Below are 18,973 nucleotides of genomic sequence, written 5' to 3' on the forward strand. Positions count from 1 at the left end.
GGTCAATTCGCCAGCGGCGGACAGGCGTAGGTCTCGCCTACACCCTCGATCCCGGCATTGCGCAGGCTTACGACAAACCCTTTGTCCGCGCCCATCCGCAAGGGCGAGCCAACCGCCTGCAGCTTCGCGCCGTGCGCGGCAAAACAGGTCAGCGGAATGCGCAGGGTGCCAGGCTTGCCGACCGCGCCGAGGCTCTGGCTGACATCGAGCCGCACGCCTGCGAACGAGACCGTCACCGGCCCCGTGCCCCGCGCATCAGGGCGCCAGTCAAGCCGCAGCGCAAACCCGCCGTTGAGGTGACGTTGCATGTCGACCGGCGGACCATCAAGCGCGAAATCGCCCTTGCCGCTCCACGTGAACTGCCGCGCATCTTCCTGCGCGGCAACGTCCACCGCGCGCATCGTGACCGTGCTGTCGAGCCCCAACCGCCAAGGATCGATCACCTTGCCGGCGCGAATGAAGGTCGTTTCGCTCAGTGCCGAGCCGAGTTCGACGCGCGGGTCCTCGTTGACCGGGCCAATCTTGGCGGGCTTTGCATAGCTCAGGCCATGGCCCACGCGCCACAGCGGTTCGACCATTGGCGAGCGCGCGTCCTGCGGCCAGTCGAATGCCAGCGTTCCGGTAAAGTCGCGCACCGGCTTGCCGTCCTTGCCCGCCACCAGCACGTCGGCCACGCCCTGCCCTTGCGAACCCGGTTGCCATGCTGCGACAAAGGCATCGGCAAGGTTCAGCTCGGGGCCGACAAACATCGGGCGGCCCGAAAGGAACACCGCGACGACCGGCACGCCTTGCGCCTTGAGCCGCTTCATCAGCTCCAACTCACCCTCGCGCGGATGGAACATGAGATTGGGCACATCGCCCTGGAACTCGGCATAGGGCTGCTCGCCGAACACCACCACTGCAACATCGGGCTTGGTCGCCGGGACGTCGCTGGCGATCTCGGCCTTGCCGCCCGCCGCGCTGACCGCCTCGACGATCGCCCGGCCGATGGTGCGGCCCTTGGGGAAGTCCGCGGCGGAGGTATCGGTGCCTTGCCAGGTGATGGTCCAGCCGCCAGCCTGCATCGCCATACTGTCAGCCCCGGGACCGGTCACGAGGACCTTTGCCCCCGGACGGATCGGCAGGACCGAACCTTCATTCTTGAGCAGCACCAGCGATTTGGCCACGGCTTCGCGCGCAACATTAAGGTGCGCCTGCGCGCCGACCGCTGCCGGATCGCCCCGCCCGACGGGCTTGGCGCCCATCAGCCCGAGCTTGTACTTGACCCGCAGCACCCGCCGCACCGCATCGTCGAGCCGCGCCATCGGGATAGTGCCGTCGCGCACTTCGCGCACTGTGCTGTCGAACAGGCCCTTCCAGCTGTCGGGCGCCATGTAGAGATCAAGGCCCGCATTGATCGCGGCCGCGCAATCGGTGGTGGTGCACCCCGGGATCTGGCCATGGCCGTTCCAGTCGCCGACGATCAGCCCGGTAAAGCCCATCCGCCCCTTGAGCACGTCGGTCAGCAACGAGCGGTTGCCGTGGTTCTTGACCCCGTTCCAGCTCGAGAAGCTCGCCATTACCGTCAACGCCCCGGCATCGATCGCCGGGGGATAACCCTGTGCGTGGAGGCGGACGAGTTCGGCTTCGGGCAGCTTGGCATCGCCCTGGTCCTTGCCGCCCTCGGTCCCGCCATCGGCGAGGAAGTGCTTGGCGCTCGCAGCGACCTTGGCGGCGGGAAGCGGCTTACCGGCGCGCAAAGGCCCCTGCAGCCCCTCGACCATCGCCTTGGAATAGGCGGCAATGACGGCGGGATCGCTGGAGTAGCCCTCATACGCGCGGCCCCAGCGCAAGTCCTGCGGCGCAGCGAGCGTGGGGGCGAAGGTCCATTCGATGCCCGAGCCCGCGACTTCGGCGGCGGTGGCCTGGCCGATGCGGTGGATCAGTTCGGGATCGTGCGCCGCGCCGAGCCCGACGTTGTGCGGAAAGATTGTCGCGCCCGGCAGATTGGAATGGCCGTGGACCGCATCGACGCCGAACAGGATCGGCACGCCCGCCCCCACCTTGCGCGATGCCGCGCGGTATTCGGTCACCAGCTTGAGCCACTTGGCCGCATCGGCGCGCTCGTCGCCATAGGGGCCGCTGTTGCCGCCAGCGAGGATCGAACCGAGCGGGTAGCGCTCAAGGTCTGCAGGGGTGACCGAGCTGATGTCGCCCTGAATCACCTGCCCGACCTTCTGCTCCAACGTCATGCGCTTGATCAGGCGGTCGATGGCCCGCTCGGTTGCGCGGTCGGTCAGGGTCGAAGGACTGTGGGCGGCAGGCCAGTTTGCCGGATTGGCAACGCCACCTTCCGCAGCCTGCAGCGCGGTGCTGCCAAGCAACAGCAGCGACGAAGCCAGCAGACCGGCCTTTATCCGCGCCGTGGTTCCCTTCGACATCGACTTCCCCAAATTCTGTGAACGTTCTCAAACGAGCGTTTCACACGTTCGGCAGCGGAAATCAAGTCCTGCGCGACGGTCAGTGTTGCAGTCTGGAAAGAAGCACCATCGCGGTCAGCGCAAGTGCTGCAAGCACGGCGAAGAGCGCGGCGAATCCGAGCGAGGGAACGAGGGCGAGCGTCAGTGCCGGGACCGCCAGCGAGGGGATCGTGTTGGTCAGGTTGAAGAGCCCGAGATCGCGCCCGCGCCGCGTACTGTCGGGCAGGACGCGCAAGGTATGGGCGCTGTGCAGGGCGAGGAACACGGAAGTCGAAAGGCCGAACAGGATGTATCCCGCCACGGCCAATTCGCCACCTGTTGCCAGCGCCATTATCACGAGCCCAATCGCTGCCCCGCCGCAGGACAGCGTCAACGGCACGACCGGCTTGCCCGCTCGGTCCGCCCAGCGCCCTGCGAGCAGCGCCGCAACAGCGCCTGCGATCATCGCGACGAGCAGGACCCGGGCAATCGCATCGTCGGCAAGCGCCGGATCGACCGAGCGCAGCCAGAGGTAGAAGAAGGCGAACAGCGATGCTTCGGAAACCTGCACCAGCAATCGCGCGACCCACATGCGCGTGGCCATGGCGCGCAGGACTTTGCTGGCCACTTCTCCGCCACCACTCACAGGTTCGCCCCCGGTTCGCCCGCCGTCCTCGCCCAGCAGGACCAGCGGCAACACGCAAGCCATGATCACCGCGCCGACTGCAGCAAATCGCTGCATCTGATCGGCAAGGAACGGCAGCGTAACCAGCGCTCCGGCAAGCGCGCCCGAGGCAGGCGCGAAGGCGAGCAAGCCGCCGAGCATGCCCTTGCGCGCGTCGGGCACGCGGTCCCCCGCCCAGGCTGAAAGTGGCCCGAGCATCAGGTTCAGGCCAAGCTGCCAGACGGCGATAACCACGATCAGGGCCGTCAATGTCTCCACGCGCGGCGCAATCTGAAGCATGGCGCATGACAGGAGCAAGCCAGCCAGGACGAAGGGCTTGCGCCGTCCCGCAAGGTCGCTCAGCCAGCCGAACGCGATGTTGCACAGGCTCGCCGCGATTGCGCCCAGGAACGTCGTGGCCGCAAGCCAGCGCACCGCCTCGGTCCCCGCCAGCTGCTGCACCTGCATCGGCAGCAGCAGGGTCAGGAACGGAACATATCCGATGGTCGAACCCGCCCAGGCCAGCGCATAGAGCGCGAGGAAGCGGTGCTCCTGCCGGTTCGTGACGGCCACGCCGCTCAGCCTGCCGGGCCAGTGGAGCCGCGAACCTCGAACCCCATCGGCAGGATCACCGGCGCGATGTCCGCCCCATCGTCACGCTGTGCCCCGATGAGCATCCGCACCGCAGTTGCCGTGGTCTCGGCAATGGGCTGGTCCACCGCCGTCAAGGCGGGGCGGGTGAAGCGTACGAGCGGCGTGTTGTCGAAACTCACCAGCGACAGATCTTCGGGGATGGCAAGGCCGAGTTCGGCAGCCACTTCCGCCGTCGCCAGTGCCATCTGGTCATTGCTGGCGATGATTGCGCTCGGCCGGTCGGCGCGGCCCAGCAGCGCCCGCGCGGCACGAACGCCGGAAGGATAAGTGAAGTCTCCCGCTTCGAGCAGGCCATCGGTCGCAAGGCCGGCCGCATCCATTTCCGCACGCCATCCGTCGACGCGCTTTCCGGCAAGGCGATACTCGGACGGACCGGAAATGAAGCCGATGCGCCTGTGCCCGAGGTCGAGCAAATGGCGCGTCGCCGTTCGCGCGCCCCCTTCGTCGTCCATCGAGACGATGATGCCTTCGGGCAGGCCTGCCTCTCCGGTCTGCGCGCCGATCCGGGCGAATGGGACCTTGTGGCGCGCGAGGGTCTCGAGGATCTGCGGGTTGTCGGAATGCGGCGGGGTCAGGATCGCGCCATCGGGCTGCAGCGCTGCAATCGCCGCGCCCAGCTCGCGCTCGACGTGGTCGTTATGCGTGTCGACCAGTTCGAAGATCAGGCGGTAGCCATGCTCGGCGCATTCGAGCATTCCGCCCAGCAGCATCTGGTCGACCCAGTCGGTCCCCTGCCGCGCGCGCCAGTCGGCAATCGTGCGTTCGCGGTCGTTCAGGGCCAGGATCAGGTACGAGCGCGATCCGCTCATCCGCTGCGCGGCGATCGAGGGGACGTAGCCCAGCTTGTCGATCGAGGCCTGGACCTTCTCGCGCATTTCGGGCCGGACGTTGGCCTCGTTGTTGATGACGCGGCTCACCGTCTGCAGCGACACGCCTGCATCGGCTGCCACGTGCTTGATCGTTACCGCCTGCCGCCTGCGCGCCATGGGTTGTCAGTTACCCCCGCTCTTCGTTCCGTTGAGAGCGTTATCCGCAACTTGCGGCTTTTGCCAGACGCGAACCCAATCGACTGCCATGGTCTTGGGAAAACCGGAGGGATCGACGCCTTTCGCATTGCGCCCTTCCGGCAGATGCCCACCGATGGCGAGGTTGAGGATCAGGTGGAACGGCTTGTCGAACGGCGCGCCCGGCTTGTCCGAGGCGAGCGTGTGCCACTCGTGCGGCTCGCGCCGGGCGTAGTCCTTGCCATCAACACGCCAGACCATGCCGTCCTTGTCCCATTCGACCTCGTAAGTGTGGAACGCGGTCGGATCGGCCAGCGCCGTCTCTTCGGTGATGTAGCGGTTGCGCGGCGGCTCGCCGCCAAAATGGATCGTGCCGAGCACCCGGTTCTCGGAGCCGCCTTCGCAGGGCTCGCAAGGCTGGCCGAGGTTGACCGCCTCCATGATGTCTATCTCGCCCGAGCGGGCCCAGCCGCCATAGGCCCAGTCTTCGGGCAGCATCCAGATCGCAGGCCACGTCCCCTGCCCCTGCGGCAGACGCGCGCGGATCTGGACCTTGCCGTATAGCCACGACGCCTTGCCCTGCGTCGAGAGCCGCGCTGAAGTGAACGGCTTCTCCCGCTTCGCCACGGCCTTTTGCGGATTGTCGCGCTGGTCGCGGGGAAAAGCGGGGCCGGTAAAGTCCTCGCGCTGCGCGACGATCTCCAGCACGCCGTCCTTCACCCGGTGGTTCTGGGGACGCGCGGTATAGCACTGCCGCTCTTCGTTCCCGCCGCCCCAGCAGTCCTCGGCCAGGACCCAGCGATTGCGATCGAGCGATGCGCCGTCGAACTCGTCAGCCCAGACGAGTTGCCATTGGGGCGCGGCGGCAGCGGCAACCAGCAGAACGATGCTCATGCCGCCGCCGGAACCTCGGCACCACAATAGCGCGCCACGTAATCGGCGTGGGAGGGCAGCGAAGCCACGGTGCGGGTCACGTTTTCGCGCAAGCTGGCGAGCAGATGCGCCAGTTCCTCGTCCCGAAGCTTGGCGGCGACAGGGTGGTGGCTGCGCGGCATGATTCCCTGCCCCATCATCACCTGGATCCACGAATTCTCGGCGAACAGTTCTTCGTTCTTACGGAATACGCGGCCCGTCTCGCGGAACAGTTCGATCTTGTGTTCAAGGCTGGCGGGGATCTCCATGCTCGCGCAGTGCCGCCAGAACGGCGTGTCGCGGCGGTCGGTCGCCTTGTAGTGCAGGACGAGGAAATCGCGGATCTGCTCCATGTCGGTGAACTGCTGGTCGTTGAACTCGTCGATGTCGCGGCTGCTGATCGGGCCTGCCGGAAGCATCCGCACGATGCGCAGGATCGCGCGCTGGATCAGGTGGATGGAAGTACTTTCCAGCGGCTCCATGAACCCGCCGGAAAGGCCGACCGCGACGCAATTGCGGTGCCACTGCTTGCGCCGCGCGCCGGTGCGGAAGCGGATGGGATTGGGCTTCACCAGCTTCTCGCCCTCGACCGTCGAGAGCAGCTTTTCGAGCGCGGCTTCGTGGCTCAGGTAGTCGCTACAATAGACCACGCCATTGCCCTGGCGGTGCTGCAACGGAATGCGCCACTGCCAGCCCGCCTCGTGCGCGATGGCGCGGGTGTAGGGCACCGGCGGGCGCACGCTCGAGGTCTGGATGGCAATCGCGCTGTCGCACGGCAGCCAGTGGGTCCAGTCGTCATAGCCTGCCCGCAGCGCACCTTCGATCAGCAGCGCACGAAAGCCGGTGCAGTCGATGAACAGGTCGCCCTCGATGCGGCGGTCCCCTTCGAGCACGAGCGCAGAAATGTCGCCGCTCTCGCCATCGAGTTCGACGCGGGCAATCTTGCCTTCGATGCGCGTGGTGCCGTCAGCTTCGGCCATCGCGCGCAGGAACTTGGCGTAGAGCCCTGAATCGAGCTGGTAGGCATAGTTCATCTTGTCGTCGGGCAAGTGGGCGAACTTGCTCGCCTGGGCCGCCTTCAGTTCGAGGCAGTACTGGCCGTAGTCCTCGCTATGCCCGCGCTCCAGACCGTTGAGCCAGAAGTGCTGGAATCCGGCGGACCAGTGGTCCTTGCCGGTGCCGCCGAACGAGTGGAAGTAGGTCTCGCCCGGCACGCGCCAGTTCTCGAAATTGATGCCGAGCTTGAACGTCGCCTGCGTGGCGCGCATGAACTCGGCCTCGTTGATGCCGAGCAGGCGGTTGTAGGTGACCAGCGGCGGGATCGTGCTCTCGCCCACCCCAATGGTGCCGATCTGCTCGCTCTCGACCAGTGTCACCTGCGCGACCGCCCCAAGCGTGCGGGCAAGCGCGGCGGCGGTCATCCATCCGGCGGTGCCGCCGCCAGCGATCACGATGCGGCGAGGCAGTTGCGAAGCGGTCATTGGCTGAGGCTCCTAAGGAGAAACTGGTGGATGCGGGCGGCGCCATGCGCGTCGATGGGTCCAAGCGCGCCCTGCGCCTGTTCGGGGATATGCGCGCGGGCGTCGTCGCCGCCCGAGAACACGTAGTATTCGAACATGTCGCGCCACACTGCACGCTCGGCTTCGGGCAAGTCGCGGATGGCAAGGATCGCGTGGGTCAGCGCGGTCTGCGGCTGCCCGTGGAAGCGCGGCGTATCGCGCCACCAGTAGTTGAGCAGGATGTTGAAGCGCTCCAGCGCCTCGACATGGTGCCACCACAGCGAGGGGATGAACAGCGCATCACCCGGCTCGAGTTCGGCCACCTGCGCGCTGGCCAGCGCATCGGCAAAGCGCGGGTATGCGGCAAAATCAGGCTTGGCGAAATCGACCATGCTGACGGCGCGGCCGGCGGGCGTGTTGTCGATGGGGCCGAGGTAGAGATTGCGGAACTGGTCGGGCGGAAACAGCGTGAAGCGGCGACGTCCGGCGACACAGCAGGCAAGGTTGTCGGGAAAGTCGTTGTGCGCAGCAATTCGCGTGGGGCTTCCGATCCACAGGCTCTTGATCAGATCGCGCTGGCCGAGGTCGAGGTGGTTCTCGGCATCGACGCCTTCAAAGTGCGCAGGCACGTCGATGGAAGCGAGATAGATCGTCGGCGGATCGGCGCGCTCCTCGTTGTCATCGAACCCGGTGAAGATATCGGCCAGCTTGCCGCGCGCCATGCGGAAGTTCATTTCCATCGCCGCGTCATAAAACAGGCGGCCGCCGCTGCCGGGGTCGGCGATGGAGACGGCAAAGGGCACGGGCCGCGCGCGATCGACCAAATAGGCACGGGCGGCTCGGGCGGATTCTAGTCCTGCTCGGACAAGCGGCCAGTCCGCGACAAGCCCGCGCAGCACAAACGGCTCGGTGGCTTCGCGCAGCATTGCATCAAGTTCGCTCGCGTGGCCGAGCTTGCGCTCGGCAACAGGGGCAAGCCTTGCGTGAAACGGGCCGTCTGAGTCAGCCACCACGCGCCCGCTCGTTCTTGCGCGCCACGAGGTCGGCAAAGTGCGACAGCGAGGCGATGATCATCGCGATGCGCAGGAAGTGCCCGCTCCCCATCAGATCGGCCAGAGCGTCGCCATCAAGCGCGGTCAGCTTTTCCTCGTTGATGGTGTGATAGCCGACGAGAGAGTTTTTGGAGCCATCATCGAGTGTGACTTCGAGGCTGAAGGGTTCGGCCAGTTCGTACCGGTCGAGCGCGGCGAAGAAACTGCCTGCTTCGCGGTGGGCGAAGTCGAGATCACCGAGTTTGCTGGCAATGTCCTCGAGGAACGGCGTCGGCTTTCCATCGGCGTCAAAGGCTCGAACGCCCTCGCCGTTGGTGCTGATACGCGGGTGATCGAGATCTACGTGGACCTGACCGACCCCATCAGGCGTCGCCGGCCGACCGACAAGGAAGGGCTGGATCGCCATGGCGAGCGGGCGATAGGTCGCGTCCCAGCGGCCATCGCGCAGGAACAGGTTCTCGCCCGTCTCGAACCCGAACAGTGCCAGCGCTTCCAGCTTGCCGGTGGAGAGGTCTCGCCGCAAGACGATGGGGTAATGCGCCTGAACCGAGCGGAACTCTGCCGGGACGGTGACGCAGGCCATGACATTGTCGCCAAGCTCGGCGCTCGCTGCGGTGTCGATGCGCAACTCGCCGTGGTCGGCAGGGTTGAGGACTGCGTGGTTGCTCATTTCACTGCCGCTCCGTGCATGGCGATTGGGTCTGCGGCCGAACCGGGGCGCAGGGCGTCGAGATAGGTCCGGTTCGAAGGCAGCGCCGCTGCCAGCGCGCGCGAACGCTGGTGCACTTCAGCCAGACGTTCCACCGCCCCAGACGTGGGCATAGCACCCTGCGGCACAGCAAAGCCCATGCCATAGAGAACGTATTGCTGGCTCGCTGCGCAGAACAACTCGTCCATGCGGGGCAAGTCCCAAGCCGAAGGAGGCTGATCCCGCCAGAGTTCGAGGCATTCGGCAAGGCGCGCAGGGATCGTCGCGGGATCGCGCTGTGCCAGCCAGTAGGGCTCTGTCCGGCGGCTCAGGACATAGTGCAGCTTGAGGAATTCGACGATGCGGTCCCAGCGATAGCGGAACAGCTCGTTGAAGCGCTCGGCCAGAATGCCCATCGTGGCGGCGCGGCGCGGGAAGTTGTCGGCCAGCGCCTTGATCGAAAGCTCGATGGTGACGATGGCCGATGCCTCAAGCGGTTCGATGAACCCTGCGGACAGGCCGACGGCGAGGCAATTGCGTTCCCAGAAGCGGGCGCGATGGCCGGTCGAGAATGACAGCTTGCGCGGGCGCAGTGCGGCAGTATCGGCGCCGGGAACCTTGGCCGCGATATAGTCGCGCAGGATCTCTTCGGCGCGCCCGTCTTCCATGAAGCGCGAGGCGAAGACGCAGCCGATGCCGCGCCTTGTGGGCAGCCCAATGTCCCAGATCCAGCCAGCCTCGTGCGCGGTGCCGATGGTCTGCGAGGCGATCGGACTGCCCGGCTCGACCGGCACCTGCATGGCAAGGACGCTGTCGTTGAAGGAGACGTCGGACCGGTCGACCCACGGCACGGCGCAATGCCTGCCGATCAGGATCGCGGCCTGCCCCGAACAATCGATGAAGAAATCGCCCGCAAGCCTGCGTCCGTCATGCAGTTGCAGTGCGGCAATATCGCCGCCTGCGCCGTCCTCAACGCCGGTAACTTGCGCGGCAACATGCGTCACGCCCAGCCGCGTGGTGGCGTGGCGCATCAGCAGCGCGGCGAACTTGCCTGCGTCGAGATGGTAGCCGTAGTTCAGCGCGCCTGCGTAGTCCGGCATCGCCCGCTGGCGTGGTGCAAGGCTTTGCATGCAGGCCGAATGCTGCGGGGTCATGGCTGCAGCAAAAGGCAGGTCAGCCGATTTGGCCTGCCACGCGCCGAGCAGTGCGGCCATGTCTCCCGGCGGCGGCGGCGTGAAGGGATGGAGGTAGCTGTCCTGCGCCGTGCCATCGACCCAGCCATCGAAGCGCGAACCCTGCTTGAACGCGGCATCGCACTGGGCAAGAAATTCCGCTTCGGGAATGCCAATGGTGGCGAGCGTCTCGCGCATGGTGGGCCAGGTGCCCTCGCCCACGCCGATGGTCGGGATGTCCGGTGCCTCGACCAGCGTGATCGCAAGCTCGGGCCGCCGCGCCGCGAGCAGGCAGGCCGATAGCCATCCTGCGGTGCCCCCGCCGACGATGACAACCTGTTGCACCGACCCGCTCATCGCTCACCCAATCCAGACGCCGGTTGGTCCGGCCGCCGTGTCCGTCTCGAAAACCCCTGCGGCCCGCACTGCCGAAGCAATACGGGCCGCCGGTCCTTCAATGTCAACGGGTTACCCCGCCTTCATCAGAAGGTAAACCGCGCACCGGCAGCATAGCGCGCATAACCCGGTGCCGCAAAGAACACGGTCTGGTTGTTGCGCTGGTAGCCCTTGCGGTCGGCGTTGGTGATGTTGATGCCTTCGACAAACACCGTCACGCCCTTGCGGATTTCATACGAAGCGCTGGCGTCGAACTGGCCGTAGGACTTCACGTAGTACGGATCGAACCCGTAGCCAGCGAGGAAGCCTGCGCGCCAGTTGTAGGCCACACGAGCCTGCAGACCGTTCTTGTCGTAGAACAGGACCGCGTTGGCACTGTCGCTGACCCCGTTCACTGCGAACTGCGGAATGGTGTAGCGCAGCGTGTTGTCGAACTTCGTGTCGCTCTTGACGACCGTGTAGTTCAGGATCGCGCCGAAGCCGGTATCCCAGAAGCTGTGCTGGACCGCGAATTCCCAACCCCAGAGCTTTGCCTTCTGGTCGCTGTTGGTCGGCTGCGTGGTGATGAAGTTCACGAGCGGATCGGACGCCTGGCCGACGACGCCGGTAACCACCCCGTTGTTGTCACGAATGACCGTCGAGGGGAAGTTGGTGCCGATGTAGTCGAGCAACTGCTGCGCCGTGGCATTGGGGCCGAGTGCAGCACGCGCTGCTGCTGCATTGGCACCCGCTGCCGCATTCGTCAGGCCGAATGCAGGCTGATTGACCTGCGTCTGGCTGATGAAATTCTTCACGACCTTGTGGAAGAAGCCCACCGAAACGTAGCTGGTCGGCGCATAGTACCACTCAGCCGAAAGATCGACGTTGTTCGACTTGTACGGCAGCAGACCGGGGTTGCCGCTCGATGCCGTGCTGCCACCGATGCGGATCGGCGAGGCGAGCGTGGTGCCGCCCTGCAGCGAAGTATAGTCGGGACGCGTGATCGTCTGGCTGTAGGATGCACGCAGACGGACGTTCTCGATTGGCTCCATGTCGAAGTCGATCGCGGGCAGCCAGTTCTCGTACTCACCCTTGAGCGAGGCGGCAGCGACCTGCTGCGGATTGCCGTAGTCGATCGCGGTTTCGTTGCCGCCGGTCCAGATCGTGCGGACCGGGATTGGCACCTGCGCGGTCGAGTCGACCTTGGTCTTCTCGTAACGCAGACCGAAGCGCAGGTGGGCCTTGCCCGCGCCCAGATCGAACGAATGCGTCGTCTGGAGATAGGGTGCCCAGGTGCGTTCACGCACGGTGCGGTCGGTGGTGTATTTGGCGATGCAGGTGCCCGCTGAAACAGCGGTGCTGCAGATTCCGAGCTTGCTGTCGAGCAACTGGATCAGAGCATCGGTGTTGATCTCGAAGTAGCTCGGTATGATCGACGCATCCTGCGAGCCCGGCATGCCCGAAAGATCCTTGGGCAGGTTGCGGATCTGGTAGAGATCGTCCGGCGTTTCCGCCGCCGAAAGCGTGCCACCCCAGGTGTCGTTCTGGATAACGCCGAAGGCCGAGCGGACCTTGTTCTCGGTGTAGGTCACGCCGAAGTCGAGGCTGTCGATGAACGAGGCGTCGAAATCGTAGCCGCCGCGCAGGGCAACTTCGTTGATCTCGTCGCGCATGTAGGCAGTACGGAAGGCGTTGCCTGCCGGGCGGATGTTCGCAGCATTGATCTCGGCACCGGGGTACATCTGCACGCTGATGACCGGCATGTCGGAGGTGTAGTCGACCTTCTGCGACTTCACGCCGAAGATCGCGCTGCCAACGGCAATGCCCGAGCCATAGGGCTTGGTCGGCTTGCTCTCGGCGGTCGAGTGGTGACCGTCGAGTTCAAGGCGCAGGCCGCCGGGGCCGTCCCACTTGAGGTTGCCGCCGATCGAGTGGTTGCGCGAACGGTTGGCCGCGACCGCGCCGGTGATGGCGAGATCCTTCCCGGGGCCGAAGTTCTCGGCATAGAAGTTCGGGCCAGCCGCCGGACCATCGGTCCAGCTGCTCGAGGTGTCGCCATGGTTGAACCACACGCCGATCGAGTTGGTGCGCGCGTCGATCGTGTTCTGCGAGAAGGTGTAGTCCACCGTCGCCGTCAGCGTGTCAGTCGGCTTAACCTGGACGACGGCCTGACCGTTGATGCGCTTGCGGCGGAAAGTGGTGAAGTCATAGCCCGCGTTCTGCGTGACCTGATAGATGTCGTTCGGTCCGGGGCGGTTCTGGATGTTGGCAGCACCGGGCGTGCCCGGCTGCGCCAGCGAGCCCCAGTTGTTTTCCGAACCAAGGTAGCCTTCACGCCAGCCTGCGTTGAACTGCGCCTGGCTCGCCTTGCGGTCCTGATAGGAGCCGGTCAGCAGCACGCCGATGCGGCCATCGGCAAAGGTGTCGCTGATGATGCCCGAAACTTCCGGCGTCAGGCTGGTGCCTTCGAACAGCGAGGTGTCATAGACACCCTTTGCGCCGATGCTGCCATGGAAGCCGGGGCGTTCGAGTGGCTTGGCGGTCTTGATGTTGATGACCGAGCCGATGCCGCCGGTAGCCAGCGATGCGCGGCCCGACTTGTAGACTTCGACCCCGGCAATGCCTTCGGAGGCAAGGTTGGCGAAATCGAACGAGCGCGAGGCCGGAGCGCCGCTGCTGCCGCCGAGGCTGGAGGCAGGCATCTGGCGGCCGTTGAGCAGGACGAGGTTGAAGTCCGGGCCGAAGCCGCGAACCGTCACGGTCGAACCTTCGCCGTTCGAACGGTCGATCGACACGCCGGTGATGCGCTGGAGCGATTCGGCGAGGTTGGTGTCGGGGAACTTGCCGATGTCCTCAGCCGAGATCGCGTCAACCACGCCCTGAGCGCTGCGCTTGATATCGAGCGCTTTCGACAGCGAGGCGCGGATGCCGGTGACGACGATGGCTTCGCCGTCGTCTGAGGGAGCGGCAGCGGCATCCTGCGCCTGCGCTGAAGTTGAAGCGAGTGCCAGCGCCATCGCGCCAAGGCTTGCGGCGCGGATCGCGCCTGAACGTACGGCGCTGCTGCGCGATGCGGAAACTCTCATGGTCCTCCCCCTTAGATTCGGAATCGACGCTGTGCGCCGTATTTCGGGCCTGAATTGCTCTTGTGAACGTTCACCTAAATGAGAACGTTCACGCAGTCAAGTGTGTTCGCCATGCAGCAAGAGTGCAGCATTGTCCTTTAGGGCAATGTCCGCAGTGGCTTGGCCAAAGTCCGAGGAATCCGTTTGGAGCACCCGGGAACTTCGCATAGGCTTCGGTTCAAGCGGCGGTCGAAGCGGTGCGATCATCCAGCCAGCCGCGCCCAGGGAAAGATTACCCTCATGCGCGACCATGAACTCAGACGCAGGGCTGTCGGCGAGATGCATCTGCGGCGCTGGCCGCTGCTGCCGGTCCCTTGCCATATCGTGCAATGGGTCCTTGCCGTCGACGATGCCGAGCGCGCCGACGAACTCCACGCGATCGAGTTGCAGGCAGGCGGCGCGGATCTGGTCGGCAATCCCTCGCACCGCGAAGGCCGCGTCAACGATCGCGTGACCTTCACATGGGAGCGCCAGAGCGAGGGCAGCAGTCTTACTCTCTATTCGTCCCCATGTGACGAGGCCGGGTTTCTCGATCCCGCCAGTGACGGACACATCAGTCAGGCGATTGCCTGGGCGCAGACGCTTCCGGGACAGGTCATCCGCAGCACCCGCATCTGGCTTGGCGAGAACGACGCCGACTTGCAGCGCGTGCTCGACCAGCATTCGCTCAACCGCGACGAGCTTGTTTCGAGCACCGTGGGCGGCGGCATCCGCATCTGGTCGGACTTCCGCATCATGGATGACGGATTCGGGCGCCTGTTCGTCGCGGCCAACGGCGCGGACCGGCGCGACCTGACCCGCCAGCTGCAGCGGATGCAGGAGCTGGGCAACTACCGCAACAAGGCGCTGCTTGGCCTGCCGGTGGCGCGCGAATGCTGGCCCAAGCTCGATGCCGCCGAGGAGCGCCTGCGCGACCTGTCCAACCGCATTGCCGACAGCGACGCGCGCGACGACAGCCTGCTGGAGGAACTGTCCGGCCTCGCACTCGATCTTGCTTCGGTTTCGACGGCGATCTCGTTCCGGATGGATGCCACCCGCGCCTATGGCCAGATCGTCGAAGAGCGACTCGAACAGCTCGACGTCAAGCCGGTGGAGGGTTTTGCCTCGCTGGTCGATTTCACGCAGCGTCGCTTCCGCCCGGCCATGAACACCTGCCTTGCCACCAATGAGCGGATCGAGCGCATCGCCCACCGCACGGAACAGCTGGCTTCGCTGCTGCGGGCGCGGATCGATACGCGGATCGAGAACCAGAACGCCGAGCTGCTGCGTTCGATGGAACAGTCGATTTCGATGCAGGCCCGTCTGCAGCAACTGGTCGAAGGTCTCTCGGCCGTCGCGCTCAGCTACTACGTGCTCGGGTTGCTCAAGTATGCGCTCTATGCCGTGCCGGACGATGTGCTGGGCGTTTCCGACGAGTTCGTCGTCGGCCTGCTGGTCGTGCCGCTGGTGCTGGGCGTGTGGTGGACCATGCACGTACTCAAGGACCGCCTGATCAAGACGTCAAAACAGAAATAATTCCGCTTGTCCTGACGCCTGTTAATGTCCAAGGTACTGGACAGATGGCGCGCTTCCCCTTCTCTGCGATCGTCGGTCAGGACGAGATGAAGCTCGCGCTCCTGATCGCAGCGGTCGATCCCTCGATTGGCGGGGTGATGGTCTTTGGCGACCGTGGCACCGGCAAGTCCACTGCTGCCCGCGCGCTGGCCAGCCTGCTCCCGCCGATCATGGTGATGGATGGTTGCCGTTTTGGCTGCTCGCCCGATGAACCCCATGCCTGCCCTGGCCCATGCGAGGGGAAGAAGGCCTCCAAGCGAGCCGTCCCCTTCGTCGACCTGCCATTGGGCGCGACAGAGGATCGCGTGCTTGGATCGCTCGATCTCGAACGCGCGCTGCGCACCGGCGAAAAGGTGTTCGAACCGGGCCTTCTCGCCCGCGCCCATCGCGGCTTCCTCTACATCGACGAGATCAACCTGCTCGAAGACCATCTGGTCGACCTGCTACTCGATGTCGCCGCCTCGGGCGAGAACGTGGTGGAGCGTGAGGGCCTGTCGGTCCGCCACAAGGCGCGCTTCGTGCTGATCGGCAGCGGCAATCCCGAAGAGGGTGAATTGCGCCCGCAATTGCTCGACCGCTTCGGCCTCTCGGTCGAAGTGCGCACCCCGCGCGAGATCGAGAGCCGGGTAGAGATCATGCGCCGCTGCGCCGCCCACGATGCTGATAGCGAGGCCTTTTCGCAGAGCTGGGCCGAAGAGGACGACAAGGTTCTCCACCAGATCGCGCGTGGCCAGAAGAAGCTTGGCAAGATCGAAGTGCCCGACGAAGTGCTGCACGATGCCGCGCGCCTGTGCAGCGCGGTCGGTGTCGATGGTCTGCGCGGCGAACTCACCCTGATGCGCGCCGCCCGCGCCTATGCCGCGCTCAAGGGTGCCAAGGCGGTCAAGCGCGATCACCTGCTGCACATAGCCCCCCTCGCCCTGCGCCACCGCCTGCGCCGCGACGTGCTGGACGAAAGCGGATCGACCGCCCGCATCGAACGCGCGATCGCCGAACACTTCAAATGAGCAACCCGCTCGCAGATGCGCTGCTGGCAGCGCGCCTGCTGGCCTGCGACGCGAAGCTCGGCGGCATGGTCCTGCGCTGCGGCGGGCCTGCGCGCGACATGGTGCTCGAAGCCCTGCGCGGCCTGCTCCCGCCCGGCACTGCGTTCCGCCGCCTGCCCGGCCATATCGACGATGACCGCCTCTCGGGCGGCACCGACATCGCTGCCAGTCTTGCCACCGGAATGCTTGTCCTCCAGCGCGGACTCCTCGCCGAAGTTGCGGGCGGCGTCCTCATCGTCCCCATGGCCGAGCGCCTGCGCATCGACGTGGCCGGGCGCGTGGCGCAGGCGATGGACAACGACGGGGCCTTCCGGCTGATCCTGCTCGACGATGGTGCAGACGGCGATGACCGCCCGCCGCTTGCCCTGATGGAGCGCATCGCCTTCGACCTCAGCCTTGGTGCCGTGCGCCCCGCCGATCTTGCGATGGCCTTGCCGGAACCCGCCACTGCCGCAACCGCCATGCTGGAGAGCGAGGCAATGTCGGCCCTGGCAGTCACCGCCACGGCGCTCGGCATTCCCTCGCTGCGCCCGCTGATCCATGCCGCCAGCGCCGCCCGCGCCCATGCGGGCTTGGCCGGGCGCGAGAGTGCCGAGATGCTCGACCTCGAAGCGGCGACCCGCCTTGTCCTCGCCCCACGCGCCACGCAACTGCCGCCGGACCCTGAACAAACACCGCCGCCCCCCCCGGAACCCGAACGCCCGGAGAGCGAGCGCGAGCAGAACGACAGCGATGAAGACGACACGCCGCCCGAGATTCCCGAAGACCTGCTGATCGAAGCCGCCCGCGCGATGATCCCGCCCGACGTGCTCGATCTGATCGCCAATGGCCGCGCCCAACGCTCTGCACGCGGAGGCGGACAAGGCCGCAAGACCGGCTCGGCAATGCGTGGCAAGCCCCTCGGCGCGCGTCCCGGCATGCCCGGCGGCGGGGTGCGCATGGCGCTGGTCGACACCTTGCGCGCGGCGATCCCTTGGCAACCTCTGCGCCGCCGCGATCCGGCTCCCGAAGGCGCAGGCCCCATCCGTTTCCGCCGCGACGACTTGCGCGTTCGCCGCTTCGAGGAGCGCGCCACTGCCGTCACCTTGTTCTGCGTCGATGCCTCGGGCTCTGCCGCGATGTCGCGCCTTGCCGAGGCCAAGGGCGCGGTCGAATTGATCCTGGCGCAGGCTTACGTGAAACGCGCCGAGGTTGCCCTGATCGCCTTTCGCGGCAGCCACGCCGAACTGCTCCTGCCCCCCACCCGCTCGCTCACCCGTGCCAAGCGGGCGCTGGCCGAACTGCCCGGCGGCGGCGGCACGCCGCTCGCCAGCGGCATAGCGCTCGCCCGCCAGCTTGCCGACGCCAGCGCCTCGCGCGGGCGCACGCCGATGCTGGTGTTCCTGACCGACGGCAGCGCCAACATCGCCGCCGACGGCTCGCCCGGACGCCCGCAGGCCAATGCCGATGCCCTGACCGCCGCACGCGGCATTGCCAGCGCGGGGCTGGATGCGGTGGTCATCGACATCTCCCCTCGCCCCCGCCTCGAAGCCGCCCGCATCTCCGAAGCGATGCGCGCCCGCTACATCCCGCTACCGTTTGCCGATGCCAAGGCGCTGAAGACCGCCGTCACGCTCGCCGCGCAGCCCGAGAAGAAGCGCGCATGAGCGGGCCGCGCTGGGAGATCGAGGGCAAGGACTGGCCCAACCGCGCGGCCAGCCGCTTCGTTGAAACCACCGGCATTCGCTGGCACGTCCAGATCGCAGGCGAAGGCCCCGCCGTGCTGCTGCTCCACGGCACGGGCGCCGCCACGCACAGCTGGCGCGACGTCCTGCCGCTGCTGGCGCAGCACTTCACCGTAATCGCCCCGGACCTGCCGGGCCACGGCTTCACGCAAGGGCGGCCAAGGCAGGGCCTGACGCTGCCCGGCATGGCCACTGCCCTCAACGAACTGCTGGAAACGCTGGATATGCAGCCGATGCTGGTTGGCGGACACAGCGCGGGTGCCGCCATCGCGCTGCAACTGGTCCATGCGCGCGGCGAGGCGACGCCGGTCGTTGGCTTCAATGCGGCGCTGATGCCCTTCCCCGGCCTTGCCGCAAAGCTGTTCCCTTCGCTTGCCAAGGCACTGTTCGTGAACCCCTTCGTGCCCCGCATGCTTGCCGGCATCGCGCGCATTCCCGGCGAGACCGGCCGCTTCCTGCGCCGCGCCACCGGCTCCACGATCGACGCCAAGGGTATCGCCGCCTACGAGGCGCTGATGAGCAACCACCGCCATTGCAGCGGTGCAATGGAAATGATGGCAAGCTGGGATCTCGAGGCGCTGAGTCGGCTCCTGCCGAAAATCGCCAGCCCGGTTCTGCTGGTCCATTCGAGCGCCGACAGCGCCGTTCCGCTAGACTCGGTGGAGTGCGCGGGCAAGTTGATCCCCGATTGCCGTCTGGACGTCCTGCCCGGCCTCGGCCACCTTGCCCACGAAGAACAACCCGCCCGCGCGGCGGACATCATCCGCATGTTTGTCGAACAGAAGACAGGAGCGCCGGCATGAACGCTGTGGGAGAAAACTTCGGGTGGATCGAGATCGTCGTCTTCGCCGCCATCGCGCTGGGCTTCGGTCTGTGGCAACTGCGCTCGATCAATCGCGAGATCGCCAAGGACAAGGAAGCAGCCGAGGCAAGGAAGCGGCAGGACGGCGACGGGGCTTGACCCATCCGTCCTTGCATCGCCGGGATCACACCCCATCTAGGGTGAAAGCAAATCCATCTTTTTGAAGTTTCTGGCAAATAGCGCCTGCTCCGGGATCTTGGTCGC

Annotated in this window: 14 protein-coding genes; 5 read left to right on the forward strand and 9 right to left on the reverse strand. The window is 66.1% G+C overall.

Translation table 11 applies throughout. The features are described from left to right. Positions 1-2: 2 nt before the first annotated feature. From ACZ1JW_RS00875 to ACZ1JW_RS00915, 9 genes are all read right to left on the reverse strand, one after another. Complete coding sequence (locus ACZ1JW_RS00875; protein WP_465141624.1) at positions 3-2,420, reverse strand: glycoside hydrolase family 3 protein; 2,418 nt, start codon at positions 2,418-2,420, stop codon at positions 3-5. A 79-nt stretch (positions 2,421-2,499) separates the two neighbouring features. After that, positions 2,500-3,675: an MFS transporter gene (locus tag ACZ1JW_RS00880; protein WP_465141625.1), complete on the reverse strand. Its 1,176-nt coding sequence runs from the start codon at positions 3,673-3,675 to the stop codon at positions 2,500-2,502. Positions 3,676-3,680: 5 nt separating this feature from the next. Further along, a complete protein-coding gene (locus tag ACZ1JW_RS00885; protein ID WP_465141626.1) occupies positions 3,681-4,742 on the reverse strand; it encodes a LacI family DNA-binding transcriptional regulator in 1,062 nt (353 codons plus the stop codon). Between the two features lie 6 nt (positions 4,743-4,748). Further along, positions 4,749-5,654 (reverse strand): glycoside hydrolase family 16 protein, encoded by a 906-nt coding sequence (locus ACZ1JW_RS00890; protein ID WP_465141627.1) that lies wholly within the window; start codon positions 5,652-5,654, stop codon positions 4,749-4,751. Continuing rightward, on the reverse strand, positions 5,651-7,153 hold the full coding sequence (locus ACZ1JW_RS00895; RefSeq protein WP_465141628.1) for a tryptophan halogenase family protein: 1,503 nt from the start codon (positions 7,151-7,153) through the stop codon (positions 5,651-5,653). Before ACZ1JW_RS00895 ends, ACZ1JW_RS00890 begins: the two co-directional genes overlap by 4 nt. Continuing rightward, the gene (locus ACZ1JW_RS00900; protein WP_465125289.1) at positions 7,150-8,181 is read right to left on the reverse strand and encodes a cupin-like domain-containing protein; all 1,032 of its coding nucleotides are present in this window, start codon (positions 8,179-8,181) and stop codon (positions 7,150-7,152) included. The genes ACZ1JW_RS00895 and ACZ1JW_RS00900 overlap by 4 nt, the downstream gene beginning before the upstream one ends. After that, a complete protein-coding gene (locus ACZ1JW_RS00905; protein WP_465141629.1) occupies positions 8,174-8,893 on the reverse strand; it encodes a SapC family protein in 720 nt (239 codons plus the stop codon). The genes ACZ1JW_RS00900 and ACZ1JW_RS00905 overlap by 8 nt, the downstream gene beginning before the upstream one ends. Continuing rightward, positions 8,890-10,440: a tryptophan halogenase family protein gene (locus ACZ1JW_RS00910; RefSeq protein ID WP_465141630.1), complete on the reverse strand. Its 1,551-nt coding sequence runs from the start codon at positions 10,438-10,440 to the stop codon at positions 8,890-8,892. The genes ACZ1JW_RS00905 and ACZ1JW_RS00910 overlap by 4 nt, the downstream gene beginning before the upstream one ends. A gap of 125 nt (positions 10,441-10,565) precedes the next feature. Further along, entirely contained in the window at positions 10,566-13,544 is a 2,979-nt protein-coding gene (locus ACZ1JW_RS00915) for a TonB-dependent receptor (RefSeq protein WP_465141631.1), read from the reverse strand. A 279-nt stretch (positions 13,545-13,823) separates the two neighbouring features. Here ACZ1JW_RS00915 and ACZ1JW_RS00920 point away from each other — a divergent pair, with 279 nt between their 5' ends. From ACZ1JW_RS00920 to ACZ1JW_RS00940, 5 genes are read left to right on the forward strand one after another with little or no spacing between them, the layout of a single operon-like run. After that, positions 13,824-15,098, forward strand: a complete 1,275-nt coding sequence (locus ACZ1JW_RS00920; RefSeq protein ID WP_465125285.1) for a DUF3422 domain-containing protein — start codon at positions 13,824-13,826, stop codon at positions 15,096-15,098. Positions 15,099-15,142: 44 nt separating this feature from the next. Then, positions 15,143-16,144, forward strand: a complete 1,002-nt coding sequence (gene bchI, locus ACZ1JW_RS00925) for a magnesium chelatase ATPase subunit I (RefSeq protein ID WP_465141632.1) — start codon at positions 15,143-15,145, stop codon at positions 16,142-16,144. Beyond that, the gene (locus ACZ1JW_RS00930; RefSeq protein WP_465141633.1) at positions 16,141-17,829 is read left to right on the forward strand and encodes a magnesium chelatase subunit D; all 1,689 of its coding nucleotides are present in this window, start codon (positions 16,141-16,143) and stop codon (positions 17,827-17,829) included. Before bchI ends, ACZ1JW_RS00930 begins: the two co-directional genes overlap by 4 nt. Then, positions 17,826-18,710, forward strand: a complete 885-nt coding sequence (bchO, locus tag ACZ1JW_RS00935) for an alpha/beta fold hydrolase BchO (RefSeq protein ID WP_465141634.1) — start codon at positions 17,826-17,828, stop codon at positions 18,708-18,710. The genes ACZ1JW_RS00930 and bchO overlap by 4 nt, the downstream gene beginning before the upstream one ends. After that, entirely contained in the window at positions 18,707-18,868 is a 162-nt protein-coding gene (locus ACZ1JW_RS00940; RefSeq protein WP_465125281.1) for a hypothetical protein, read from the forward strand. The genes bchO and ACZ1JW_RS00940 overlap by 4 nt, the downstream gene beginning before the upstream one ends. The last annotated feature ends 105 nt before the right edge of the window (positions 18,869-18,973 follow it).

This window comes from Novosphingobium sp. BL-A-28-Hi1-0D (assembly GCF_055521755.1).